This window comes from uncultured Adlercreutzia sp. (assembly GCA_910585575.1).
Taxonomy (GTDB): domain Bacteria; phylum Actinomycetota; class Coriobacteriia; order Coriobacteriales; family Eggerthellaceae; genus Adlercreutzia.
On the sequence record CAJUFS010000033.1, the window covers coordinates 1 to 25,716 of the forward strand.

General features: G+C 61.7%; 21 protein-coding genes. 16 read left to right on the forward strand and 5 right to left on the reverse strand.

The annotated features are described in order from the left end of the window. Positions 1–218 (forward strand): hypothetical protein (locus QZ307_RS05980; protein WP_295997223.1); only part of this gene is annotated, 218 nt, incomplete at its 5' end. A 363-nt stretch (positions 219–581) separates the two neighbouring features. Here QZ307_RS05980 and QZ307_RS05985 read toward each other — a convergent pair. Together QZ307_RS05985 and QZ307_RS05990 are read right to left on the reverse strand one after the other, a co-directional pair. Continuing rightward, positions 582–1,667, reverse strand: coding sequence for a sensor histidine kinase (locus QZ307_RS05985; RefSeq protein WP_295997226.1), 1,086 nt, complete (start codon positions 1,665–1,667; stop codon positions 582–584). Next, a complete protein-coding gene (locus tag QZ307_RS05990; RefSeq protein WP_295997228.1) occupies positions 1,664–2,338 on the reverse strand; it encodes a response regulator transcription factor in 675 nt (224 codons plus the stop codon). Before QZ307_RS05990 ends, QZ307_RS05985 begins: the two co-directional genes overlap by 4 nt. A 404-nt stretch (positions 2,339–2,742) precedes the next feature. Between QZ307_RS05990 and QZ307_RS05995 the strand changes: the two genes are divergently transcribed. Beyond that, positions 2,743–3,228 (forward strand): MarR family winged helix-turn-helix transcriptional regulator, encoded by a 486-nt coding sequence (locus QZ307_RS05995; RefSeq protein WP_295997231.1) that lies wholly within the window; start codon positions 2,743–2,745, stop codon positions 3,226–3,228. A 250-nt stretch (positions 3,229–3,478) separates the two neighbouring features. Here QZ307_RS05995 and QZ307_RS06000 read toward each other — a convergent pair whose 3' ends face one another. Beyond that, a complete protein-coding gene (locus QZ307_RS06000) occupies positions 3,479–4,504 on the reverse strand; it encodes a helix-turn-helix transcriptional regulator (RefSeq protein ID WP_295997234.1) in 1,026 nt (341 codons plus the stop codon). Positions 4,505–4,802: 298 nt separating this feature from the next. Here QZ307_RS06000 and QZ307_RS06005 point away from each other — a divergent pair, with 298 nt between their 5' ends. The 10 genes from QZ307_RS06005 to QZ307_RS06050 all read left to right on the forward strand — a co-directional run bounded on the left by QZ307_RS06005 (position 4,803) and on the right by QZ307_RS06050 (position 15,889). Next, on the forward strand, positions 4,803–5,228 hold the full coding sequence (locus QZ307_RS06005; RefSeq protein ID WP_295997237.1) for a TOBE domain-containing protein: 426 nt from the start codon (positions 4,803–4,805) through the stop codon (positions 5,226–5,228). A 346-nt stretch (positions 5,229–5,574) separates the two neighbouring features. Then, the gene (locus QZ307_RS06010) at positions 5,575–6,060 is read left to right on the forward strand and encodes a PH domain-containing protein (protein ID WP_295997239.1); all 486 of its coding nucleotides are present in this window, start codon (positions 5,575–5,577) and stop codon (positions 6,058–6,060) included. Beyond that, entirely contained in the window at positions 6,060–8,069 is a 2,010-nt protein-coding gene (locus QZ307_RS06015; RefSeq protein ID WP_295997241.1) for a PH domain-containing protein, read from the forward strand. Before QZ307_RS06010 ends, QZ307_RS06015 begins: the two co-directional genes overlap by 1 nt. A 5-nt stretch (positions 8,070–8,074) precedes the next feature. Continuing rightward, positions 8,075–8,929, forward strand: coding sequence for a hemolysin family protein (locus QZ307_RS06020; RefSeq protein ID WP_295997246.1), 855 nt, complete (start codon positions 8,075–8,077; stop codon positions 8,927–8,929). 261 nt (positions 8,930–9,190) lie between these two features. Next, positions 9,191–9,976, forward strand: coding sequence for a CMP-2-keto-3-deoxyoctulosonic acid synthetase (locus QZ307_RS06025; RefSeq protein WP_295997249.1), 786 nt, complete (start codon positions 9,191–9,193; stop codon positions 9,974–9,976). Positions 9,977–10,030: 54 nt separating this feature from the next. Further along, positions 10,031–10,693, forward strand: a complete 663-nt coding sequence (locus QZ307_RS06030) for a TrkA family potassium uptake protein (protein WP_295997250.1) — start codon at positions 10,031–10,033, stop codon at positions 10,691–10,693. An 8-nt stretch (positions 10,694–10,701) separates the two neighbouring features. Further along, positions 10,702–11,373 (forward strand): NAD-binding protein, encoded by a 672-nt coding sequence (locus QZ307_RS06035; RefSeq protein ID WP_295997253.1) that lies wholly within the window; start codon positions 10,702–10,704, stop codon positions 11,371–11,373. 104 nt (positions 11,374–11,477) lie between these two features. Next, the gene (locus QZ307_RS06040; RefSeq protein WP_295997256.1) at positions 11,478–13,508 is read left to right on the forward strand and encodes a DUF2207 domain-containing protein; all 2,031 of its coding nucleotides are present in this window, start codon (positions 11,478–11,480) and stop codon (positions 13,506–13,508) included. Between the two features lie 100 nt (positions 13,509–13,608). Then, on the forward strand, positions 13,609–14,136 hold the full coding sequence (locus QZ307_RS06045; RefSeq protein WP_295997259.1) for a shikimate kinase: 528 nt from the start codon (positions 13,609–13,611) through the stop codon (positions 14,134–14,136). A 235-nt stretch (positions 14,137–14,371) separates the two neighbouring features. Continuing rightward, positions 14,372–15,889, forward strand: a complete 1,518-nt coding sequence (locus QZ307_RS06050; protein WP_295997263.1) for an alanine/glycine:cation symporter family protein — start codon at positions 14,372–14,374, stop codon at positions 15,887–15,889. 171 nt (positions 15,890–16,060) lie between these two features. On the opposite strand, the gene QZ307_RS06055 is transcribed toward QZ307_RS06050, so the two are convergent. Together QZ307_RS06055 and QZ307_RS06060 are read right to left on the reverse strand one after the other, a co-directional pair. After that, complete coding sequence (locus QZ307_RS06055) at positions 16,061–17,662, reverse strand: hypothetical protein (protein ID WP_295997266.1); 1,602 nt, start codon at positions 17,660–17,662, stop codon at positions 16,061–16,063. Positions 17,663–17,970: 308 nt separating this feature from the next. Further along, positions 17,971–18,924, reverse strand: coding sequence for a fibronectin type III domain-containing protein (locus QZ307_RS06060; protein ID WP_295997269.1), 954 nt, complete (start codon positions 18,922–18,924; stop codon positions 17,971–17,973). 454 nt (positions 18,925–19,378) lie between these two features. On the opposite strand from QZ307_RS06060, the gene QZ307_RS06065 reads away from it, so the two are divergent. From QZ307_RS06065 to QZ307_RS06080, 4 genes are all read left to right on the forward strand, one after another. Next, on the forward strand, positions 19,379–22,129 hold the full coding sequence (locus tag QZ307_RS06065; RefSeq protein ID WP_295997272.1) for a S8 family serine peptidase: 2,751 nt from the start codon (positions 19,379–19,381) through the stop codon (positions 22,127–22,129). A 126-nt stretch (positions 22,130–22,255) separates the two neighbouring features. Beyond that, positions 22,256–23,518, forward strand: coding sequence for a molybdopterin-guanine dinucleotide biosynthesis protein B (gene mobB, locus QZ307_RS06070; RefSeq protein ID WP_295997275.1), 1,263 nt, complete (start codon positions 22,256–22,258; stop codon positions 23,516–23,518). 18 nt (positions 23,519–23,536) lie between these two features. Further along, positions 23,537–24,700 carry a 4Fe-4S binding protein gene (locus tag QZ307_RS06075; protein ID WP_295997277.1) on the forward strand — a complete coding sequence of 388 codons (1,164 nt, stop codon included), beginning with the start codon at positions 23,537–23,539 and terminating at the stop codon, positions 24,698–24,700. Positions 24,701–24,909: 209 nt separating this feature from the next. After that, positions 24,910–25,716 (forward strand): amino acid ABC transporter substrate-binding protein (locus QZ307_RS06080; RefSeq protein WP_295997280.1); only part of this gene is annotated, 807 nt, incomplete at its 3' end.

Below are 25,716 nucleotides of genomic sequence, written 5' to 3' on the forward strand. Positions count from 1 at the left end.
TGCTCGTGTACTTCCTCGTGCCTTTGGGGCTGGCGGTGTGCCACGTCACCTGCGCTGTCGGCGTCATGTCGGAAAGCCTGTTCAACGCCATGGGCGTAAGCACCTTCGCCCCCATCATGCTGGCAGCCATTCTCACCCTGGTCGTCTACGGCGGCTACCTGGTAGCCACCTACTTCGCCAGCCGCGGCATTGTAAAAGGCGTCCTGCAGCAAGGGTGACGCGTTCTGACCGCGTGGGCGGCGGGGACTTCTCGCCGCCCTCTCGCGTTGCCGTTGAGTCACGAGCACGGGAAGCAGGTTCCAGAACGGCCTCTTTGGTATCGTTTGGAGCCAGCCAACTGAGCCAGCCAACCGTCTGATCTATCTCATTCTGAATGTGGGGAGCGAAAAGGTTCCAGAAACGGCCTCTTTGGTATCTTTCAAAGTGCCATAAAGAGGCCGTTCGGTTCCCTGCTTTGGCAAAAGGCCAGGTGAGCGTAGCGGCATCTGAGCGACAGGGGAACCAAACAGCCAGTTTTGGGAACCTACCGTCTTTCTTCTTTGCCTGTTTGTTCTGCTGGCCCCGCTTCGCTGCCCCCCGTGCTACTGCTGGGACAAAAGCTTGCGGGTGCGGTCGTGGGGGAAGGTGAGGATGAGGCGGGTGCCGACCCCCTCCTCGCTGGCCAGCCCCACGTGCAGCCCCATGGCGGCGCAAAGGCTGGCCACCAGGTACAGCCCCATGCCCGTGGCCGAACCGTGGGCGCGGCCCACCTCGCCCGTGAAGCCTCGTTCGAAGACGCGGGGCACGTCCTGGGCGGGAATGCCGCAGCCGTTGTCGCGCACTTCTAGCACCGTGCGGCCGCGGGGCGTGCCCGCCTCCTCTTCGCGGGCGTTAAAGTTCAACTCGGTAGCGCCGTACTTGGCTGCGTTCACGGTGAGTTGGCTGAGAATAAATACGAGCCAGGGCTCGTCGGCCAGCACGGTGAGGTGCTCCGGGATGGCGAAGCGGGGCGTGCATCCGCGCTCAATGAGGAAGCGTGCGTTGCGCTTGCAAGCTTCACGGGCGGCTTCGAGCAAGTTCACCTCGCGAATGGCGTAATCTTGGGAAAGGGAAGAGGAGCGCGCATAGTAAAGCGCCTGGTCTACCTGGGCTTCAATGCGCTCCATCTCGCGAGCCACTTTACTAGCCAGGGCGCCTCCCTCGTTGGCGGTCATGAGCTTGATTGCGGCGATGGGCGTTTTGATCTCGTGGATCCACAGCTCGATGTAGCGTCGGTAGGCTTCCTCGTCGGCCGCAAGGCCGTCCACTTCGGCGGCGGAAAGGGCCCCGACGGCGCGCCCGGTTTCGTAGGCAATGGCTCCCTCGAGAAAGGACGGCTCAGCCACCAAGGATGCGAAAACGCTGGCACGGCGCAAAGAGGCAACGAGCTGGCTGAGCTCGCGGTACCAGGCCGCTTTGCGCCGATAGTCGATGACGGCCACACCGAGACCGCACAGGGTGACAAAATCGGCGATAAGCAAGGTGCCGTGGCCCGATACGCCCAGCGTGGGCAGCATCAAAAAGAGGCCGACAAGGCACAGCGCGAAAATGACGAGGGCAAACCAGTGGTCGCGGGCATAGGCAGCCGGGGTGAACGGCGGGAGCGCCGTTTCGGGTCGATCGGCGGCAGCAGGGCTGGGCTGGCTCATACGGCGTAGCCCTGACCGCGGCGCGTGACGAGGAAGTCCTCCGGAACACCCAGCGATCCAAGCGTCTTGCGGAGTCGGTTCACGTTGACCGTCAGTGTGTTGTCGTCGATAAAAGCGTCCGATTCCCACAGCGCGCACATGATGTCGCTGCGTGATACCACGGTACCGGGGGTCTTCATGAGCGTTTGCAGAATACGCAGCTCATTGCGGGTAAGTTCAGCGGTACGGTCCTGGTAGCCGACGGTGGCGTCGCCGAGGTTGAGCGTGACGCCACGATGCTCCATGACCAGGCCCGGGGCGCCTGGGCTGGTGCGCCGCAGCAGCGCTTGGATATGGGCGAGCAGAACAGCGGGGCGATAGGGCTTCACCACGTAGTCGTCGGCGCCGAGATTCATGGCCATGACCTCGTCGAATTCGCTTTCTGAAGAAGTGAGCATGATGATGGGAACGGTGCTTTGGGCGCGCAGATCGCGGCAGATGCTGTGGCCGTCGGCGCCGGGGAGCTTGAGGTCGAGCACGATGCAGTCGGGGTGCTGCGCCAAGGCCTGGGCGGCGGCGTCGGCGAAATGCGCGGTGCAGGCGCCTACGGTGAACCCTGCAAGCTCAAGAAGATGTGCCAGTTCGTTGCGAAGGGCGGTATCGTCTTCGATCAAATAGATGCGCTGGGCCATGACGCCTCCTGGTGGTCAAAAACAAGTCGATGTTTATTGTATCGCCGTGGCGTCAAAAGCGGTCGACTGACTTGCAACCTTACGCAACCGTAAGGGCTGTCTTGCAGCGACGTCGGCGCCATTGCAAAAGCGACCCGTGAGTCAGAGGGAAGGTTCGCGGCTCGTAGTGCCCTTGACGCTTGAGGGGAAATTTCCCCATGTTGTTTTGAGGGCGCATAGCCCAACTGTGGAAGAACCCCTGTCTTGTTCAGTGTGAAGCATATTATTCAAGTTTGTAAATAAATACTATTTTATCAGGGAATATAATTATCTGTAGACAATGTGGAGGAAGGAGAAATCTGCCCCGAAGCGTTTTAAGGCTTGGGTATAGTGCCACCACGAGAGAACACAAGAAAGGATGACCTATGACCCAGGCAACCAAAACTCTGAAGCAGCTGCGCAAGGCGGCCAAGCTGACCAATCGCGCGTTTCGCAAGCAGGGTCCGAAAAGCTACAAGAAGGGCCAGGGGGCTCTTCTGAAGGTGCTCCACTGCTCGGGCGGCACTATGGCTTCGACGGAGCTGGTCGACAAGCTTGGCTACGACCGTCGCTATCTGAAAGATGTCGTGCGTAAGGCGGTGCGCGGCGGTTACGCCACCATGGAGGACGTGCCGGGCGAGCGTGCCTATACGGTGAGCATCACGGCCGAGGGGGATGCCGTTGCCGAGAAGCGCTGCGCCGCCCAGAGCGAAGTGGCCGACCGTGTCCTGTCGGCCCTTACGCCCGAAGAGGTTGAGCAGCTGAATGCGCTGACCGAAAAAATCATCGTGCAGTGCAAGGACATGGGAGCCCATGGCGCGCGCAAGCATGGACGCCGTCACGGCCACGGGAAGCGCCGCTGCCGCAAGTAGCAAGCTTGATGGGCTGACCCGTAGCCGCAGCTAACACAACGAGTTGCAAAAGAGAGCGAGCCGTGAACCAGAGGAAAGGTTCACGGCTCGTAGTGTTCTTGACGCCCGAGGGGGAAAGGGCGCCTCCGAACGAAGAGGAGAGAGAGGCCGTAGTCGAGAGGGGGGTTTCGACGAAGCGGTCTCTGTGAGTCCTATTATAGATCGCTATTATTCTAAGTCAAGAATAATTTATGAGTGGAAATAAATTTTTTCAGCACTCATAGATGATAGAGCCGAACTGAGTGATATTCCCGTGCGTAACGCGACCGTACTCTCGGGCGAAAGCGCCATCTGAAAGTAGCGAGCGCAAGGCGCGCGCGAGGTGATCGTGCGGGCATCTTTTTGCGACAACGAGATCGAGCCATTCCCGTTGGAGCGGAACAAAGGCAACGCCGTCAATCTGAGCGCCGAGGGATTCTTCGACGACGGCAACATCGGCCCGTCCTGCAGCGACGGCCTGCATGGCGGCAAGCCCGCTGGGATAGATATCCTGATAACCCTCGATGGCGGCGGGACGGGCCTCGAGAGCCAAGAGCTTTTCGTCAAGAAGTACGCGCGCGCCGCACCCAAGGGGGCGGTTCGCTAATCGCAGACCGGGTCGTAGGAGCGCGCCCCACGAGGAGATGCCTCGAGGGTTTCCCGACGCGACGGCAAAGCCTTGCGAGCGACTAACCAGGCGCAGGACCACAACGGGCACCCCGGGTGCCAACCGCTGCACGTAGGGCACGTTGTAGGTGTTGGTGCGCTGATCGTAGAGGTGGATGAGAGCGCCGTCGACGCTGCCCTCATAGAGAGCCACTAGGGCGGCGTAGCTTTCGAGGGCAGCGCGTTCAATGGGCTGCCCCTCTTGCGTGAGGCGATCTGCGATAAGGTCAAGGGCCAGGCCTTGGCCGGCAAGCACGGCAGGGGCATGGGGCTCAGGGGCTTGCGTTGCGCTCGGATCGCCTTTGCAATGGCGAAGGGGCGCGGTGAAGAGCGCCGTGGAGATAGCGCCGGAAGGGCGGCGAGAGGATGTCTCGGCTGCCGGGAGGTACGAGTGAGGGGAGGCGAGCTTTTGTGTTTCTGCGCCGGTACGCTGGCGATGGCGATAGCGTTCGACGTCGTCTAAGGTGAAAAGCAGTTTGCGCCCCATGCGATACGACGGCAGGTCCCCCGATTTCGCCAGGGCGTACACGGCATTGCGACCGATGTGCAGCAGCGCTGCTACTTCTTCAGCTTTGAGGGCCTGGTCGTTCATATATCCTCCTTTAAGGATATTATATACAATTGAGGATAGTAATGAACTGAAGGCGGTATCCTGCGGCGAATTCGTAAGAAAGAACAGCGTATTTCGGGGAGCAGGACGGAGCAGGTTCGCTCCGTCCTCTCAGGGCTCAGGGATGAATCGGGATGAAACGGGACGATGGTTGTGGAGAGCGGCCGCTACCGCCCCGGCGTCTCGTGCGGGAGCTTAAAGTGCTCCTTGCAACGAAGCGTCCGACAACCCGGACATCCCACGCTCGGCATCCCGAGCGCGACCGAAAGGAAACTACCTCATGAAAATTTCTGCTCGCAACATCCTGAAGGGCACCGTCGAGAACGTGGCCGAGGGCGCCGTCAATGGCGTTGTGGCCATCAAGGTCGGCAACGACACCGTGAAGGCCGACATCACCATGGACGCCATCCGCGACCTGGGTCTGGAGTACGGCAAGGAGTGCTTCGCCATCGTGAAGGCCACCTCCGTGATGTTCGCCACCGGCGAGGATCGCCTCACTTGCCTGTCCGCCCGCAACCAGCTGGCTGGCACCGTGGTCGAGGTGCGCGAGGGCGCGGTGAACGGCCACGTGGTCCTCGAGACCGCTGACGGCATCCGCATCAAGGGCTCCATCACCAACGAGGCCATCGAGAACCTGGGCCTGAAGGAGGGCGCGAAGGCGCTCGCCATCGTGAAGTCCACCGACGTGATGGTGGGCGTGGAGTAAATCTCCTTCACCGAGCATTGACGGCGGCCTCCTTTCGAAGGAGGCCGCCGTTTTTTGTTGCAAAAATTGCGTTTCGTTAACCGTCGGTCAGACAGTGCGGGGCGCCTGGCGAGTGAAGAAGTGGCTGGTTGGGAAGAAACCCCAGATTGCCGCAATAGTCCGGTGAGGTGCAAAACGCGCGTGGGAGCGCAAGGCCGTTCCAAATCCTCGGGACTGCTAACAAAACGTAAAATATCGAGCGAAAAGAGGCGTCAATCTTCCCGCGCGCTTCAAAAGGAAGGCGTTCCTGCAGAGAAGTAGGGTAGTATGTTCGGGGAACTAGGGGAAAAGACCGACCATGCGAGCAATGCCCTCGAATCAGTTGAACCCGCGTATCAAGAAGGTGTGGCGCATCAGCGATAGCATTTGGATTGCCATCCTGTTCCTGTGCTGCTTCACGCCGTTTGCGTTGATAGCGGTATTTGATCCTCTCGAGGCCGAATGGGCCAGCGCCGTAGCGCTCATTGTCGCCATCGTGTGTCTCGCTCTCTTCGTTTTCATTGTGGTGGTGCTTCCGCCCATTCGCTATGCGCGCTGGCGCTACGAGCTGACCGACGACTACCTGGACATTGCCCGGGGCATTTTCTGGCGCAAGCGTTTCATCATCCCGTTCATTCGCGTGCAGAACACCGACACGCGCCAAGGGCCGATCCTGCGCGCGTTCGGCCTGGCCAGCGTCACGGTGGCCACAGCTGCCGGTGAGCATGAGATCCCCGGATTGGGCATCGAAGAAGCCGACGTGCTGCGCGATCGTGCGGCCGAGCTTGCCCGCCTGGCACGAGAGGACGTGTAATGAGCGGAAGCATGAGCGACAGTCGGCGCGGAGAGGGCGAAGCCCAGGTACAGGCCCAGTCCCAGCCCCAAGGACAAGTGCAGCCCCCGGCGGCCGCTGTCTCCGGGGTCGTTCCGTTTCCGTCGCCGCCGCAAGCCCCTCTGCAAAAGCATCACGTCCACCACTCCTATATGTGGCTGGAAAGCGTACGCACGGCCTTCATCATGGCCGTCATGATTGTCATCGCGAACTTTTCTACTTTGGTGGGGCTGATGGCCGACGGCGAGCTGGACGGCTTGTCCGGCGGAGTGCTTCTGGCGCTCGTGGGCGGCGGCACGCTGTTCATCATTGTCGTAGTGGTGGCCATCGTGGTGGTCGCGCGCCTCGTAAGTTACAAGCATCTCTACTTCACTGTCGGCCCCGACGAATTCACGCTGTATAGCGGCGTGTTCAACAAGAAGCGGGTGCATGTGCCCTATCAGCGCGTGCAGTCAGTGGATCAGCGGGCGACGCTGCTGCAGCGCATCTTCGGAGTATGCACGGTGGCCATCGACACCGCCGGCGGGGCGGCGAACAAGGCCGTGGTGGTGCCCTACGTTACCAAGCAGCAGGCCGAATGGCTGCGCACCGAGCTGTACAACCACAAGAACGCCCTGATAGCGGCATCCTCGGCGGCCGCCTCCGCCGCGCCCGTGTCGGCTTCGGCAGTAACGGGAGCCGCGCCCGCAGCGGGTGCCGCCGTGCCGGCTTCTGGGCTTGCCCCCTCGGCAACGGCCCCGGGCGCGGGGGCGCCCCCTGTCGTGCCGACATCCGGCAACGTGCTCGACATTGGCGATCGGGCCTGGAACGAGGTGGGGGGCCTCTTCGCCGGCGCCCCTATCGATACGGGTCAGGTTTCCTATGAATACGGTCTCACGAATAAGGAGCTGTTCCTCGCCGGCCTTTCGAATACAACCTCGGTGGGTCTTAGCATGGTGGGTCTTATCGCGGGAATTCTCCAGCTGGTGGGTTTTGTCTTCGACGTGTTCGGCGACACCGCCGACTCCATGGTGGAGGGCGCTCTGGCCTACGCGGGGTCGCAAGCGGCGGCTTACCTCATCGGCGGGGTGACCGTGGCGATCATCGTCATTGTGGTAGTGCTGTGGGTGCTTTCGGCCCTTGGCTCGTGCATCAGCTACGGCGGCTTCAAAGCGCGGCGTCGCGGTCAGCGCATCGAGGTGGAGTATGGGCTGCTTCAGCACACCTACCAGGGAGTTTCCGTCGATCGCGTGCAGTCGGTGGTCATCAAGCAAAGCTTCATCCGACGCCTTTTGGGCTACTGCGAGCTGTCTTTGGGCAAGATCGATGCGGCCGACGACACTGATGACGCAACGCGCAAGGGCTCGTTGGCTCAGCAGGGACTCGTCATTCACCCCTTCGTGAAAATGAACCGCGTGCCCGAGATCCTTGCGGGTCTTATTCCCGAGTTCGCCGACTTGCCGCGCGAGACGAAGCCGGTGGCTCCCGTTGCTCTGCGCCGGGCCGTGGTGCGCCGGAGCGTCCTGTACGGTGGCGGCTTCTGGCTGGGCGTGTGCATCGTGCTCGCGGCGTGGGGCCTGTCGTGGCTGGGTGCACAGGCTGAGATGGGCGCCTTGGCGCTCGACGCGGAGGAAACCTATTTAGTTGGTCTCGTGCTTACCTTCGGCAGCGGCATGGTCATCATTGGCGTCGTGCTGGCTGTCATCCTGTTCGTCGTCGACATCGTCGGCGCCGTGCTGTGGGCGCGCGAGTCGAGCTTTGCCTACAACCATCGGTTCATGCAAATAAGCAATGGCGGCTTCTCCCGCGAGACAATCAGCTTTCCGCGCCAGAAAATCCAATTCGGCTGCACACGCAGCAACCCCTTGCAGCGGCGCGCAGGCACCGATACGCTCATGGCCACCACGGCTGCCGGCTCTGGGGGCACCACCACGACGCTCATCGACGTGGCCCATGACGATGCCATGGCGTGGCTCGACTGGGTGAAGCCAGGCGGGAATGTGGTAAAGTAGCGCCCATGAATAAATCAGACGACACTTCATCCAGCAAGCCCGCCTTTCTCGACTTCTTGCGCTCGGGGCGACGCGAAAGCGTTTCCGAGGACGAAATCAAGGATATGGTGGCCGACAACGACGAGCTGCTGGAAGACGAGAAGCGCATGATCAACGATATCCTCGATTTGGGGGATATGACCGTGCGCGAAATTATGAAGCCCCGCGTAGACATGATCATGGCCGAGGACGTGGAGCCCATTCGCACGGCGTTGGACCGCATGCGCGGTACCGGGTATTCGCGCCTGCCGGTGTACCACGAGGAAGTGGACGACGTCATCGGCATTGTTTCGTACAAGGATCTCATCGGCCCCCTGCTCGACGGCCGCATGGACGGTCCCGTATCCGACTTCATGTACGAGCCCCTGTACGTGCCGGAAACCAAGAATGTGCTGGCGCTGCTCAGCGAGCTGCAAGAGGCGCGCATGCAGATGGCCATCGTGGTGGATGAGTACGGCGGCACCGACGGTCTCATCACCATGGAGGACATCGTCGAAGAGGTGGTGGGCGAAATTGCCGACGAAACCGACCGCGATCGCGATCTGGTCGTGCTGGTCGCCCCGGACCAGTGGCGCGTGGACGGTCGCCTGCCGGTGGAGGACGCTATCGAACTTGGCTGGCCGCTGGAGGAATCGGACGATTACGAGACCATCGCCGGCTGGCTTATCGACCGCCTCGACTATGTGCCCAAGGTGGGCGACGAGTTCATCGTCGACGGCTTCTCGTTCAAAATTGAGAAGATGCGCCGTTCGCGGATCTCGGTGATCCGCGTGAAGCGCCTTGATGAAGAAAGTTGTGGAGACGCCTCCACGACCGCCTAAAACCACATCGCTTTCACCTGCAGAAACGCTGAAAAAGCGGTTTGTCAAGCGAACAAAACGTGAACGTCGGCCGCTGTCTTGAGGCCGAAAGCCACCAACTAGGCTAAAATAGCCGAAGTTGAAAAACAGCATACAGCCTTATTTGGGCAGCAAACTCCACTCCACAATCCAACACGCTGCTTACCGCCCTGGCGGTTGGTTTCGTGCTGCCGAGAGAGGAAAACCTTGGTTACAAAGCGTAAACAAAATCACGGAGGAGCAGTGCTTCTTGTCGTCGCTGCTGCCTGCGTGCTTTCGCTGGTGGCCGTGGGCTTCTTCAATTTCGGTTGGGCCTCTGCAGGCTCCCACGATGTCGACGCCACCACCTTCGGTATCGAGCAGCAAAGTTCCCAGAAGGCCCCCGAGGCTTCTGATGTTTCTCCGGCCACCGTCGACGACAAGTCCGACGCGGAGGTGCTTCCCGTGCAGGATATCGCCGACAGCGCTTCCCTCGAGGTGGCCTCGTCGCGCGACGTCAGTGCCGGCGTGCAGGAAATCGCCGAGGAAGAGGAAGCCGCCCGCATTGCCGCGGAGGAAGCTGCCCGCGCCGCCGAGGAAGCGGCTATGCAGCGCGCCGCTGACAATCGCGCCCTGTACCTGAATGCCTTTGGCAGCCTGCCTGCCGGTGACGTCGATTTCTCCATCGGTGAAGAGGCCTTTATTGCCGAGTGGACCGAGCGCATCGACAACTACCTGTTCGGCAGCCCCTTAGCCGGCCATGGCGAAACCTTCGCCCGCGCCGCTTGGGAAAACGGCATCGACCCCCGCTGGTCGCCGGCTATTTCCAACACGGAAAGCACGAAGGGCCGCGTCTGCTTCAAGCAGAACAACGCCTGGGGCTGGGATCAAACCAACTGGGCCGACTGGGATCAGGCCATCAACGCCCACGTGGCAGGCTTGGCTCGGGGCTACGGCTTCACCATCAGCTATTCCTACGCGCAGCGTTACTGCCCTCCAAACTATGACAACTGGTACCGCGATACGCTAAATCAGATGACGCTCATCTAAATTAATGAGAAAATGCCGAAAGGCATTTTCTTTTATAGGGAGGATCGCGACGTCATGAGCAATGTGATTGTGGTAGGGTGCGGGCGCGTGGGCTCGCAGCTGGCCAACATGCTTTCCGATAACGGCAACAATGTCTGTTGCATTGACAAGAATGCCGACGCCTTTGCCAACCTGGGGCGCAACTTCAACGGCTCCACGGTGCAGGGCGTGGGCTTCGACGAGGACGTGCTCATTCGCGCCGGTGTCGAGGAATGCGACGTGCTGGCTGCCGTCACCCAGTTCGACAACGCTAACCTTATGTGCGCGGAGGTGGCCAACCACCTGTTCGGCGTGCCCCACGTTATCTCGCGCCTATACAACCCCGACCACGAGCGCGCTTACATGCAGCTTGGCATCGACTATGTGTGCGGTACCTCCCTGGTCGCCGAGGACGTGTTCTCGAAGATCGTCTCGGGGCATGGCTCCCATATCGACACCTTCGGCGAGTTCGAGGTGCTGCGCTTCACTCTCGATTTGTCGAGCCGCGACAACAACAAGACCATCCGCGTGTCCGAACTGGAGCGCGACCACGAAGTGCGCATCATCGCGTTCGAGCGCGCCGACGGGTCGGCTTCGTCCATTCCCACTCCCGACTCGCTGCTCTATGCCGGCGACTCGGTGCTGGCCTGCGTGCGTCACGACGTCATCGCCCAGTTCTCGCGCTATATTCTCGACTAGGAGTTCCTATGTACGTTGTTATCGCCGGCGGCGGCAAAATCGGATCCTACCTGGCCTCAATTCTGCTGAAAAGCGGAAACGACGTGGCCGTCATCGAGCAGAAGCTGGCCACGGCCGACCGCTTGTCGGTGCAGCTTGAGGGGCGTTATTTGGTCATTCACGGCGACGGCTGCGATTCCCGCTACCAAGAGGATGCGGGCATTCGCGGGGCCGACGTGTTCGTAGCCACCACGGGCCAGGACGACTCCAACCTGGTGTCGTGCGAAATTGCCCAGCGCGTCTTCCACGTGCCGCGCTGCATCGCCCGCGTGAACAACCCGAAAAACGAGCGCATCTTCCGCGAAGTGGGCATCGAGTGCGTGTCATCCACCACGCTCATCGCCAACCTTATCGAGGAAGAGGCGCTGCTTGGCTCGGTGAGCGTCGTCTCGTCGCTTAACCACGGCAATGTGGCCTTGGCCGAGGTGGTGGTGCCGTCCATGAAGCACTTCTCCAACGACGACGGCGTGCTCATCGAGGAAATCCCCCTGCCGCCCAATGCCATTATTGCCGCTGTGGCCTCAAAGGGCGATGTCGAGGTGGCCAACGAGGAAAGCCTACTGTTCCCGGGCGACAAGGCTATTGTCGTTGCCGACGAAGACGTGCTCGACGACGTGCGCCTGGCATTCAAGGGGCTCTAAGGAGAATGAGCCAGCGCGGGGAACAGACCCACGTTCTTGTAAGGCAGATTCGCCTGCGGGGAGGGCTGTGCGTTGCTGTCGCCGTGCTGACGGCGCTCTTGGCGATGGCGCTCGTGCAACCCGTGCGTGCTTGGGCGGCCGATTATCGCTGCGCCCAAGTTGATCTGGTGGCCCAGGTGGAGACCAGCGGAACGGTGACCATTGTCGACCAGCGGGTGTTCGAGTTCGCGGACGAAGAGGGCGCCTATCCCACTGACGATGCGGCGCTGGAAGACGCCCAGGAAAAAGACGCTGGCGAGAAAACGGCCGATGGAGATAAGGCGGAATCGCCCGTGGGCCAAGGCGACACGCCCGCCGACAATGCTGCGGCTACGTCGCTTGCCTCGACGGCGCCCCAGCGCCAAACCTTGAAATGGCTCTACGACGGGTTCGACGAGGACGCTGAAATCACGATCAAGCGCGTGCGCATGGCGGCCGCCGATGCCGAGGGCAATGTCGTGGGCAAATGGCGCAAGCTGAAATCCACCACGTTCGTGCTGTCGTGGCGCGGCGGGGGCGGCCCCGAAACCGAGGCCTGGTCTTTCGACAAGTATCGCTCGACGCTTTACGCCTTTATCGAGAACACCGAACCGCGCGTTGTGTTCGAGGTCACCTATACGGTGAAACACGCCGTCGTGGCCTTCGACGATGCGGCCGATTTCTCGTGGGGTTATGCGCCGCGCGATTATCCCGTCGATTTGCACAACGTTTCGGCGGAGGTCATCTTGCCCGTTCCTGCCGACGACAAGGTGGTGCCGTCCGATAACGTGCGCGCCTGGGGCCACGGCCCGGCCAACGGCACGGTGGACATCGAGAAGGACGGCACGGTCACGTTTGCCGACCCCGAAGTGCCTTCAGCTTCTTATGCCCTGGGAAGGGTCATGTTCCCTGTGGAGTGGCTTGCCAATATGCCTGATGAGGAACGCTACGCCCACCAGGGCTCGCTACAGTACGAATATACGACGCGCTACGAGGAAGGCTGGGTTGACAGCAACTCCTATCAGAAGATGACCCGGGATGGCCTGGCCGGGGCGCTCTTGGCGCTGGCGGCGCTGGCGCTTTTGGGGGGCGTCCTCGCGTTTCTTCGCTGGGGGCGCCAACGGCCCCCGCAGTTTACGGCCGACGAGAGCCGTGACATCCCCGATCCCTCGCTGCCCCCGGCCGTCATGGGGCGCCTGTGGCGGTGGAACCATGTCAGCTCAGACGACGTAGTGGCCACGCTGGCCGACATGGCCTTGCGCGGGGTAGTGGCGCTGCGGGCGGATGATTCCGAGGAGGCTGCCGTCGTCTTCGAACCGTGGCGTGAGCCGCTGCGCACCGAGGAGGAGAGCGAAGAGGCCAACCTGCAGGAGGCCGACGATGTCGAAGAGCATGCCCCGGCAACGCCCGAGGCGGCCTTGACCCTTGCTCATCGCGACGCCATGGACGAGGCGACGCTGCGCCTTCTCACCTATGTCGCCCAGGGTGGCAACAGGCTCACGGCCGAGCAGCTGGATCATTTCGCGCAGAAGAGCCCCGGCGCCTTCCTCCGGGCGGTCGACGGATGGCAGCAGGTGCTTACAGCCCAGGTGGAGCCCTATCGCTTCTTTGATCTGCGGAGCCGCCGGGCGCAGCGCGTCATGCTCGTTGGCGCGGGCGTGTTGGCGCTGGCGGGTCTTGTGGCGCTGTTTGCCCTGAACGTGCCCACGGGGCTCCTCTCCTTGGCGGCGGCGGTAGCGCTGGGGGTGTTGGCGAATTACACCATGCGGCGCTCGCCGACGGGCAACGAGATTACGGCTCATGCAAAGGCGCTGCGCAACTGGATGGCCGCCGGCGGGGCCTATGAGGAGGGCCTGACAAGCGCAGAAGTGGACGAGCTGGTGCCCTACGGGCTGCTGTTCGGCGTGCTGGGGGATTTACCGGCCACGCCCTTGGGCGCTTTTGTCGGACAATGTTCCGAGCTTTCCGAAGAAGCGCTGAGGCGCTCTTCCCGTCGAGCGGAGGTGTCGGGCTCTTCGGGGGACGCGCCGGCAGACAAGGCGGTCGAGCCCCATTGGCGTCCTTTCTGGCGACGCCCGGCTGCCCCGCGGGAAGAACCTATCGACGATGACTTTTAGGCTCAAGGTAAAGCTTGGATAACGATGGCCGGGGCATCTCGAAGTGCAAGCGACCCCTGCTATAATCGCGGAAAGAGCACGTTAGCGGCAAGGAGACCCCATGAAAGAGAAATCCCTCGTTCCCGGTAAAGACAACATCGTTTTGATCGGCATGCCCGGCGCCGGCAAGTCTACCTTGGGCATCGTCCTTGCGAAAATCCTGTGCTATAAGTTCGTCGACGCCGATCTGCTCATCCAGGAGTCGTGCGACAAGTCGTTGCAGCGCCTCATCGACACGCTGGGCCCCGACGCCTTCCTTGAAATTGAGAACCAGGTGCTCTCGGAGATGAGCTTCGAGCATTCGGTGGTGGCCACGGGCGGATCGGCCATCTACAGCGAGGCCGCCATGGCGCATCTGGGCGAAATCGGCCGCATCGTCTATCTGAAGATCAGTTTTGACGAGCTGAAGGAGCGGCTGGCTGACTTTTCCGAGCGCGGCGTGGTCATGCGCGACGGCATCGGCATGAGCCTGCGCGACCTGTACGACGAGCGTCTGCCGCTTTATGAGAAGTACGCCGACATCACCGTGGATGTGAACGACCTGTCCATTACCGCCGCCGCGCGCAAGGTGGCCCATGCGCTCAAGTAGTGCCTTCTCGTTGAGCTCTCAGCGCTTTCGCGGCCCCGCTTGAGCGGGGCCGCTCCTTTTCCCTCTCAAATAACCTGAGTCCGTCGCCGCACTTTAGCCTGCTGTAGGGTAGAATACGGGTATCTTTTTGTGCCAGTGGGGTCTGGCACTTGTACGCAGGCCACTTGTCCCTCGCGCATTCAACCCGCTCCAATGCGCAAATGACAGGTGCGCCCCTCCAGAAGGGAAGGCATCTATGGCAGACATCAACCAGATGCTCATCGACTGGACCGGCGAGATCGACACCTTTATGTACACCTACATTCTGGTGATCCTGCTGGTGGCTGTCGGCATCTACTACACCGTGCGCACGAAGGCGGTGCAGATTCGCTACATCAAGGACATGTTCACCCAGTTGACGGAGAAGAAGCACGTCGAGGGCGAGAAGTCCATCAGCTCGTTCCAGGCCCTCATGGTGTCCACCGCCTCCCGCGTGGGCACGGGCAACATCGCTGGCATCGCCACGGCCATCGCCACGGGCGGCCCGGGTGCGGTGTTCTGGATGTGGCTCATGTCCATCATCGGCGCGGCCTCGGCCTTCATCGAGTCCACCTTGGCCCAGATCTACAAGATTCGCGGCAAGGAAGGCGAGTTCCGCGGCGGTCCCGCCTACTACATCCAGCAGGGCTTGGGCGCCCGTTGGCTCGGCATCATCTTCGCCGTGGCCCTCATCCTGTGCTTCGCCTTCGGCTTCAACGGCCTGCAGGCCTTCAACATGACCTCGGCGCTGGAGTACTACATCCCCGATTACGCCACCAACGGCACGGCCATCGGCGTGGGCATCGTGCTCATCGTGTTCACCGCCTTCGTTATCTTCGGCGGTGCGAAGCGCATCTCCATTATCACCTCCATCATCGTGCCCATCATGGCCATCGCCTACATCCTGCTGGCCATCTGGACCACGGTGACCAACATCGGCGAGCTTCCCGCGGTGTTCTCGCTCATCTTCACCAATGCGTTTGACTTCCAGTCCATCGCCGGCGGTTTTGCGGGCTCGGTGGTTATGCTGGGCATCAAGCGCGGTCTGTTCTCCAATGAGGCCGGCATGGGCTCTGCGCCGAACGCCGCCGCTACGGCCTCCGTGTCGCACCCCGTGAAGCAGGGCCTGGTGCAGAGCTTGTCCGTGTACATCGACACGCTGCTCATCTGCACCTGCTCCGCTATGATGGTGCTCATCTTCTGGGTGCAGGATCCTGCTGCGGCCGCGGCCCTGAACGGCATGCCGCTCGTTCAGCTGGCGGTGAACAACTCCGTGGGTGAGGTGGGCATCCACTTCATCACCTTCGCCATCTTCGCCTTCGCGTTCTCCAGTCTCATTGGCAACTACTTCTACGCCGAGACGAATTTCCGCTACATCTTCAAGAACACGAAGTGGGGCATGGTGGTCTTCCGCGTGCTGTGCCTGGCTGCCATCTTCTACGGCTGCGTGAACAGCTTCGACTTGGCGTGGAACCTGGCCGACATCTTCATGGGCTTCATGGCCATCATCAACCTGATCGCCATCCTGTTGCTGGGCAAGTGGGCCCTGAAGGCGCTCGACGATTACTCGGCGCAGCGCAAGGCCGGCAAGGATCCCGTGTTCTTGGCCTCTAGCGTGCCCGGCATGCCGCCCTGCGAGTGCTGGACGACGGCCGATCTGCCCGATTACGGCGAGAACCCCGTCGAGGAATACATCGAAGAGGCTGCGAACTTCGACACTGAGGGTCTTAAGTAGAAACTGCCTCGTCAGCGCAACCAAGCAAGAAAACCGCCGCCCCTCGGGGCGGCGGTTTTTTGTTGGGCTGCAAACTTGGGAGTTCTCGGCATACATGGGAAACAGGAGTAGGCCGATGCGTTGTGCAGGTTTCGGGGTCCGGAACGCTGGGCTGCTGGTGCGTCGATCTTCTTAGGCCTCGCTCATCTTGCGACGCGCCCGCAGGACTGCGGCGCCGCCCGCCAGGGCGATGAGGACCAGGGAGCCGACGGCCAAGGGCGTTTCGTCGCCGCTTTGGGGGATGGTCTTCGTGCCGCTGGTGGAGCGGTAGGAGCTGGTGGGCGTCTTCGTCGAAGTTGTCGTCGTGCTGGTTTCAGCAGGACGGTCGACGGCGCGCACATCGTAGACGTCGTAGGGCTCCTTTGTTTCCTCGATGCCCTCAGCGGCAGCCAAAGCCATGAGGACAGCTGCCGAGGTGACGGGGTCGGCGTCCTTGTCGAGATCGGCGTAGCCGTCAAGCGCCTCATCGGCATGGGCCGTCAGGTAGCCAAGAGGCGTCGACTGGTTGGACGTGACCAGATCGACGGCGGGGTTGGAGCCGATGGCCACCAAGGCCGTGGTGGCGTAGGCCGTGGCCGGAACATCGCCGTCCAGGGCAAGGCCGTCGGCGGGCCAGCTGCCGTCGATGAGCTGGGCATCGTAGAGTGCTTCCGAAGCAAGGCTGATGGCGTCGGACACCGTGCCCTCGCCCAGAGCCTCGGCCATGTCCTCGTCGTCCATGTAGGGGAACAGAGCAAGGATGGCTTGAGCGGTCAGGGGCACCGAATAGGTGTCCTCAGTTTCACTGGCCCAGAAGTAGCCGTCCTCGTCCTGGGCAAGCAGGATTTGTCCGATGAGGGCCTCAACCGTGGTCGCTTTGGCGGGTTCGTAGCCGTCGTTGCCGTAGACGGGGAGCAGATAGACAGCCTCTTCAATGGTGGGGTCGGTGTCGGCGAGGAGCTTCTCCATTTCGGTGACAAGGTTGCGCGTCTTGCCTCCGATGGAAACAGCCGTGCAGTCGATGCCGCCGTCGGTGAGCATCATAATGTAGCGGCCGTACTGGCCCAGCGTCAGGCCGTCATCGCTCTTTTTCTCGTCCTTGACGAGTTTCTTGATGATGGCGTCCGTGTCGATCTTGAGGCCCTTGTCCAGCGAGTTCAGGGCAATAGCGGCGTTGACGAGGGTCGAGTCCATCTTGCTATCGGAGCCGCCTTTGACAAAGCGCGCCGTCAGCTTCTTCAAAAGCTTGGCCGTGGCCTTCTCATCGGTGGGGAAGTACTGGTTCACTGTCTCGCCCGGGGTAATCGAGGGGTCGTTCAGATCAATGCCCGGATCGTCGTCGGTCGTGGCCGTGTCAGAAGCGGTGTCCTGGCCGTCGGTGCTCGTCGCGCTATCGTCGGGCGTGCTCTCGGTGGCCGTTGCGTCTGTAGCGGCGTCGTTCGAGGTGGCGTCGGTCGCCGAATCTTCCGACGCCGAAGCAGCGGCTGGGGCTGCGGTACTGTCGGCTTGGGCGGCCGTGTCGGTGGTCTCGGCCTGCGCGGCCGGCGTGGCGGCCTCGTCAGTGGTTGGGGCCGCTTCGGCTGCGGGCACGTCAGCCGCAGTGTCGGTCTCGGCGCCCCAGGCAGGAACCATGGGCATGAGGCCGGCGCACAAAGCGACGGAGGCAAAGACGGCGAGGGCCTTTTTGCCGAGGGATGCCGTACGGGGGGCGGATGCGGGATCCGTGGCAGGGCGGGAGGGGGAGTGCGTTTGCATGATGGGAAACCTCGCTTCCTGTTCTTCTTAAGCGGCCTGTGGCGGTGGCCGCGTCTCCTGTCATGGCGAACGAGATCAGTCTACGGCCGCTTTTTTGCCGCACGAAAAAGTAAGGCGTATCCGTCATCTATCGGTTGCCGCCTCTCGTTTTTACCGTTACCTGGGCTTTAGGACGGCTGACGGTTTCTTGGGCCCCAGGCGCGAAGAAGGGAGGCTCGCAAGTATTGGGTTCGGCCACAAAAAAACGGGGCCGTCCTCTGACGGCCCCGCTGCCCTGCGAGTTGAAGCTTGTGATGAGTAAGAAGAGGCTACTTCGTCTTCTTGGTCTTGGCCACGGAGCAGTCGCCCCAGAAGGTGCTGTTGGATTCATAGGAGCCCGTGTAGTTCAGCGTCTTGTAGGACACCACGCGCTCGTCCTCCCAGCCGTCCTCGTCAGCTACGGTCTCGTACTTGTAGTCGTAGTTGCGCTGCTCGGTGGTCTTGTACTTGGTGGACACATCGGCCTTATAGGGCTGCACGGAAACTTCGTAAGTGCGCTTCTTCTGCAGGCCCGTAATCTTCACGGCCTTCTTCTTGGCGCTGACCGTAACGGTCTTTACTACCTCGTCGGCATCCTTATCGCGCACAATGACCTGGTAGCCGGTGACGCCCTTCACCTTTTTCCAAGAAACCTTCAGGGCCTTCTTGGCGGCGGTCACCTTCACGCTTTTTACCTGCTTGGGGGTAATGGAGAAGGTTTGATAGACCGTGCCCTTGTAGTTGCGCACGCCCTTGATGATCACCTGAGCCGTACCAATTTCCTTGTTGTTCTTATACTCGATGGTGACGTCGGCCTTCTTTTTCTTTACCAGCTTAGCGGCCTCTTTCTTGGACTTGCCGGTAATGTTGACGGCCTTGAGGGGGCGATAATGAGTTTCGTAGGTTTCCTTGACGATCTTCTTTTTGTCGCTGTCCCAGTACTTGTAGGTCTTCTTGCCCGTGTACTTCTCGTCGTACACGCGCACTTCCACCTTCGGCTTCACAGCCTTGCCCGTGTATACGGCAGTGTGCACAGAGTGCTCGCCATCCCACTGCTCAGCCTTGACAACCTTGGAGGTCTCGATGTCAACGCTGAAGTCTCCTTCGTGGTACAGCTTGGTGATGCTGGTCTTCCCGGCGGCGTGAGCCTGGCCCGGGGCCACCATGGCCATGGCGGGCGCGACGCACAGGGCCAGGGCGCCAGCGATAACCGCGGCGCTCATCTTCTTCATGGTAAGTTGCATAGTTCCCCTTTCGAACAATAATCCTTCTTCAACTCACCCCTTCATTCTATAGCAGCAAATTCGCAGGTCAAAAGCGATTTGCTGTCTGACTGCTGTCAAGGTTTATTCGTTACTGATAATGCGTTAATGGTGCAATGAATTTGATGCTCGGTGCGTGAAGGAGACGCGTGAGTCTTTGGGCTGGAGGATGGCGGCGCGCGGATCGTTGGGTCGCAGAGAGCGGTGCGGGTGACAAATTGTTGACAGACGGAGAATCGCCGACTTTTTTGACGAGCTGTCTACCACGGCGCTGTTTTCCCATAGTAAGATAGGGAAAACACAGGAGAAGGTTCCTGCACGCTGGGCGTTCGCGGTGAGAGAGACCGCAGGGGAATGTCGCGTGCGCAGGGAGAACGACAAGATGAGACCTACGACAACGGACATAATGCGCCGAGGTGCCCGCCGGGGCGTCGCCGTGCTGCTTGCGGTTGGCTTGGCAGCCAGCGGTTTGTTGGCCGGTTGCGCCACCTCCACCCCCGTGGCGGTACCCGCCCCTTCTGCTGAGACAAATGCTGTCATCGACGATGAGTATCCGCCCCTGAAGGAGCGCTCAGCCGAGCAAGAGGCGGCGTTGGCCGAGGAGGAACGGGCCACCGATGTCGATGAGCTGGGCTATGTGCCGGGGCAAATTGTGGTGGTGTACGAGAGCGATGCCACGGAAGCCGAGCGCGAAGAGGCCGTCGAGTCGCTCGGCGCCGAGGAGAGCGGCGAGACGGCCGAGTTCGATTCCGGGGATGTGTCCTCGGTGGCCATCGATGACGACATGACGGTGGAGACGGCAGTGCGCCAGGCCCAGGCCGAGGAGGCCGTTCAGTACGCCATGCCCAACTACGTGGTGGAGTTGTTCGACGATCCCGCAGCCGAGGCGCAAGGAGCCATCGGCTCCGATACGCGCAGCGCCGAGCAGTGGTACCTCGACTTCATCGATGCTCCCGAAGCGTGGGATCTGCTGCCACCGCGCACCAAGAACGACGAACCGGTAAAGGTGGCCGTGCTCGACACCGGCGCTTCGCTGTCCCACGCCGATTTGACGAACGTCATCGACAAGGAGACGAGCGCCGAAGTAGTGTGGACCGACAGCAGCAGCGCGGCTTCGTGGAAGGCCGCGCCGTTGCGGGGCGACGGCTATACCAACGGCGGCATGACCGTCGATGAGTTCTCGAGCCACGGCACCCATGTGTCGGGCATCATCGCCGGCGAAGCCGGCAACGGCGGTATCCTCGGCGTTGCCTCGGGTGGCACTACGGCCAATGCCAACAAGCTGGTCGACCTGGTGGTAATTGACGCCTTCTCGCTTCTGGTGGAAAGCAACGGCACGAAAAAGGCGAACGCTACGCTGCAGGATTTGGTCTTCGCGCTGCTGTACGCTCGCGATGCCGGTTGCGACATTGTGAACATGAGCCTTGGCGTGCAGACGGACAACGAGAAGGTCGCCGCCCTCTTCGAGCAGCTCTGCGCCGAGCTCACCGAGAAGAACGACATGCTCGTTATCAGCGCGGCCGGCAACAGCAACACCACCGCCACCTGCTATCCGGCGGCCTGCGATTCCGTGCTGGGTGTCATCAGCATTTCCGAGCGCAAGAGCGTCAGCTCCTCGTCGCGGACGTTCCTGAATCCCGCCTGGGGCAACGGCGGCGAGACGGTGCTGCGCTCGTACTTCTCGAACTACGGAACTTGGTGCGACATCTCGGCTCCTGGCGAGAACATTCTCAGCACCTATCTTTCCGGCGGCAAAACGAACACCTACACCATCATGCAGGGCACTTCCATGGCCTGTCCGGTGGTTACCGGGGTGGCCGCGCTGGTGCTGGCCGCCGATCCCACATTAAAGCCTGCCGAGGTGCGCCGCATTCTGTGCTCCACGGCGACGGATTTGTTCAACGAGGGCAAAGATGCGCAGACGGGCTACGGTGCCATCAACGCCCGCGCGGCGGTGGCCGCCGCCCTGGGAGAGCCCCTCGAGCCTCAGGACGTGCCGCAGCTCATCGACATCAACCAAGCCCAGGTGACCGTTTCTGCCCTCACCTACACCGGGGCCACCCAAACGCCGCGCGTAACGGTGAAGCTCGACGGAAAGACGCTGGCGGAAGACACCGACTACGATGTGCGCTTTGCGGTATCCCCCAAGAAAGCGGGTAGCTACGAGGCCATCATCGAGGGCTATGGCGATTACACTGGTTCGAAGAAGGTGCCCTTCGCCGTGAGCCCGGCTGACGTGAGCGCGGCGAACATCCAAGTGAAGGATCAGGTGTACACGGGCAAGGCGCTCACGCCGCGCCCGGTGGTCACCTGGAAGAGCACTACCTTGGTGCAGGGCACCGACTATACGGTGAGCTATGCCAACAACGTGAACGCGGGCACCGCCAAGGTGACTATTAAGGGCATCGGCAACTATACGGGGTCGCAGACGGCCACCTTTGCCATCGCCCGGGCTTCGCTCGACAACGCTGCCTCGACCAGCACGGACAAGGCTCCTGCGACGCCGGCTCCAGCTCCCGCGCCGGCTCCGGCCACCAACACCACGGCTTCTCCGGGGCCGGCTGCCGGCACCACGGTGACGGCACCGGTGAATAAGGCAAGTGCCCCGACGAAGTCCGCCAATCCGTCGGCCCCCGTGGCCGTAGCCAAGAAGAACCTGGCCGCCGCCTCCGTGTCGGGCGTTGCCGCTTCCTACGGTTATACGGGCAAGGCAATCAGCCCGCGCCCTGTGGTGCGCTATGGCGGCGTCTTGCTGCGGGAGGGCGTCGATTACACGGTGGGCTATCGCAACAACCGCGCGCTGGGCACGGCGGTGCTGACCATGACCGGCACCGGTTCCTACAAGGGCGCCCTGCAGCTGCGCTTCTCCATTAAGGCCCCCACGGTGAAAGCCCCCAAGCTGAGCAAGGTGAAGGCGGCGAAGAAGGCGTTTGCGGCCACCTGGAAAAAGGCCGCGGGCTCGGTGTCGTCCTACCAGTTGCAGTATTCCACGAGCAAGAAGTTCACCAAGAAGACGACAGCGACGGTGAAGGTAAAGACGTCGAGCAAGAGCAGCCTCTCCAAGACGGTGAAGAAGCTCAAGGCCAAGAAGACCTACTACGTGCGCGTGCGGACGGTCTACCAAGTGGGTGACAAGGCGTTTTACTCTTCGTGGTCCACGGTGAAAAAAGTAACGACGAAGCGGTAGGGGCATGGCGGTCTTGAGGGGGCGTGCTATACTCTTCCCGAAATAGACGAGCGAAAGGCTGCAGGAGCGGAGGGCCGCGCGGATGCACCGCGACTTTCCGGGCAGCGTTTAAGATAGAAGGCCACCATGGTAAATATTCCAAGCCCCGCAGTGGCTCTTGTGGGGCGTCACAACTCGGGTAAAACCACCCTTATCGAGGCGCTGATTGCCGAGTTGGTGAGCCGCGGCATTGACGTGGGCTCGATCAAGCATCATTCCCACCGCGGGTTCGATATCGACTACCCGGGCAAAGACTCCTACCGCCATCGCGCGGCGGGCGCGTCCGAGACGGTTATCGCCGCCCCGGGACAGGTGGCGCGCATCAAAACCATCGAGGGCGAGGAGGAATGCTCCCAGCTGGTGCTGTCGATGCCGGGGCACGATATCATCGTGGTCGAGGGCTATCGGAAAAGCGGACTGCCTACTATCGAGATCATGCGCTCGGGCAATGAGGCCGACCAGCGCGCGGCCGAGGTGCTGCTGCGGGCTGCCCAGGCTGGACTTCCTCTTGATACCGATTTCACCCAGTTGGGTCGAGCGGCCGATCGGGAAGACGAGGCCGCTGCGGCCGATTTGCGCGAGAAGATGCCCACGGGCTCAACTATCGGCCTGGTCAGCGATATCCCGGCAGCCCGCGAGGCGGCCCAGATCTACGGTCTCCCCGTGTTCGCCCTCGACGACACGGCCGGTCTCGCCGATTTTCTCGAGAGTCGCATTGTGCGCCCCCGCGTGACGGTGGTCATCCAGGCCGGTGGCGAGTCGCGTCGCATGGGGCGGTCGAAGGCGACGGTGCCCTTCGCGGGACGTCCGCTTATCTGCCGGCTCATCGAGCGCTTGGCTCCCGTGGCCGACGAGCTTATCATCACCACCAACGAGGCGCCGAACCTGGCGTTTCTGGCCGATGAATATCCCCAGCTCAACATAACTCTCGTATCCGATCGCTACCACGAGCGCGGCGCCCTGCCCGGGCTGTATACGGCACTCGAAGCGGCGAGCAACCCCTACGTGGCCGTCGTGGCCTGCGACATGGTGTTCGCCAGCCCTCGGTTGGTGGTGGCCGAAGCCCTGGCCATGCACGAGAGCGGTGCCGACGTGGTAACCCCCCAGAACAAGCACGGCTTCGAACCGCTGCACGCCATGTATCGCAAGGACGGCTGCCTGGCCCCTGTGCGCGAGCGCGTCGAGGCGGGGGAGAAGCGCATGCAGAGTTTCTTCGACGACCCGCGCGTCCAGGTGCTGCCGTTTGGGCAGGAGCAGGTTCTGGCCGTGGAGCCGCGCGGCGGATGCTTCATCAACGCGAACACGCCGGAAGATTTGGCTCGCATCGAGCAGTCCTACCTGGGCGAATAGAGAAGGGGCGCGAAGGCCATGCCAAGCTTGAACGACTTGATGGAGATGATGGACGCCTTGGAGACCAAGGCCGTCGTGACCATGCCCACCCGCTGCGTGGCGGTGCGCAACCGCAACGCGAAGTGCCGTCGCTGCGTCGAGGTGTGCTTCGCCGACGCCATCACCATTGACAAAAACGAGCTCACCATCGACGCGGGTGCCTGCGTGGCCTGCGGTTCGTGTATTGCCGTCTGTCCCACCCAGGCGCTTATTCCCACCGATCCCATGGAGGAAGAGCTGGCTCACAGCGTGGCCCAGACGGTGCCCCTGGCCGAGGGCGCGGCGGTCATCGCCTGCGCGCGCATGGCTGCTCGGCAAACCGGCGACCCCGACAAGTACTCGGTGGTGCCGTGCTTGGGACGCATGGAAGAGCAGCTCATGGTCGAGCTGGCCGCCCGCGATGTGAGCGACATCGTGCTCGTGGACGGCACGTGCGCAACCTGCAAGTATCGTGCGGCGGTGCCGGCCATCGATGACACGGTGGAATCGGCTCGCACCCTGCTCGAGTCGGTCGGCTCTCAGGCGGTTATCACGCGCACCTCCAGCTGGCCCGCAGCCGTGCAGGTGGAAGATCTGCGGAAGGCCGTGGGTGCCGCTCGGCGCGACTTCTTCACTCAAAGCGGCCACTACGCCAAGGACGTGGCGAAGTCGGCGGCCGAGAAAATGGTGAGCGACAAGCTGAAGCAGCTGAAGCTGCAAAAGGAAGAGGCCAGTCTGCGCGAGAAGCTGGGCGTGAAATCGGGGGCCGGTAAGATGCCCACCATCGCCGCCGATCGCAACATGGCCATTCTCGACGGCTTGGCGCGCATCGGCGAGCCGGTGGAAGAGGAGATGTTCACGCGCATCTTCGGCGACGTGATCATCGATACCGAGCTTTGCTCGGGCTGCAACATGTGTGTCATGTTCTGCCCCACCGACGCCCTGCGCAAGGGCTACGACACGCACCCTGACGAAGACATGCAGTACCTTGAGTTCAGCGTAGCCGACTGCACGCAGTGCAACCTGTGCGTCGATGCCTGCTTGAAGAAGTGCATGGAGGTGGCGCCGGTGGTGTCCACAGCCGAGCTCTTTGATTTCGAGCCGCGCCTTATCGAGATTCCCAAACCGAAGAAGGGCAACAAGCTGTTCAACCGCAATCGCTAGGGGCCAAAGCCCGACGAGGCTGCGCCGATGGATTTGCGTGGAGGGGGCGTTGTCCCAGTGTCGTTGGCGCGGTAAGACGGCCGATGGGCCTTTCTCGTTTCGGCCCGTTTCGTTCCGTGGTATACTCTGCTCCACTTTAGTGCTTTAGCACAGTAAAGTTGTAAAGCGAGGGAAGCGAAGGGCTTCCGGTCCTATAAGGGAGGAACTTCATGAAGAAACTGACGAAGCTGGCTGCGATGGCCGCAGCTCTGTGCCTGGGCGCGGCTCTGCTGGCCGGCTGCTCCGGCAGCAACGATGCCGCAAGCAGCAATGGCGCCGATGCCAATGGCGAAACCCCCACGCTCGTTGTGGGCCTCGACAGCGCCTACCCGCCCTACGGCTTCATTGGCGACGACGGCAACCTGACCGGCTTCGATATCGATTTGGCCACGCAGGTGGCCGAGCGCAACGGCTGGAACCTGAAGCTGGAGCCCATCGATTGGGACGCCAAGGACGCGCTGCTGAACCAGGGCACCATCAACTGCATTTGGAACGGCTTCACCATGGAGGGCCGCGAGGACAACTACACCTTCTCGAAGCCCTACATGCACAACGAGCAGGTTGTCGTGGTGAAGAAGGATTCCGGCATCAACAGCCTGCAGGATCTGGCCGACAAGAACGTCATGACCCAGGTTGACTCCGCTGCCCTTGACGTTTTGGAAGGTGATCAGAAGGCTCTGGCCGACACCTTCGCCGGTGGCAAGGTGCAGCCCATTAGCGATTACAATACCGCCTTCATGCAGCTGGAGTCCGGCGGTGTGGATGCTGTGGCCTGCGACCTGTCCATTGCCGACTACCAGATGGCCGCCAAGCCCGACATGTTCGTGAAGCTGGAGCCCCTGTCCACCGAGAACTACGCCGTGGGCTTCAAGAAGGGCGACACCGAAATGGCCGAGGCTGTGAACAAGACCCTGAAGGAAATGTACGACGACGGCACCATCAAGCAGCTGTGCGAGAAGTGGGGCGAGTACGGGATT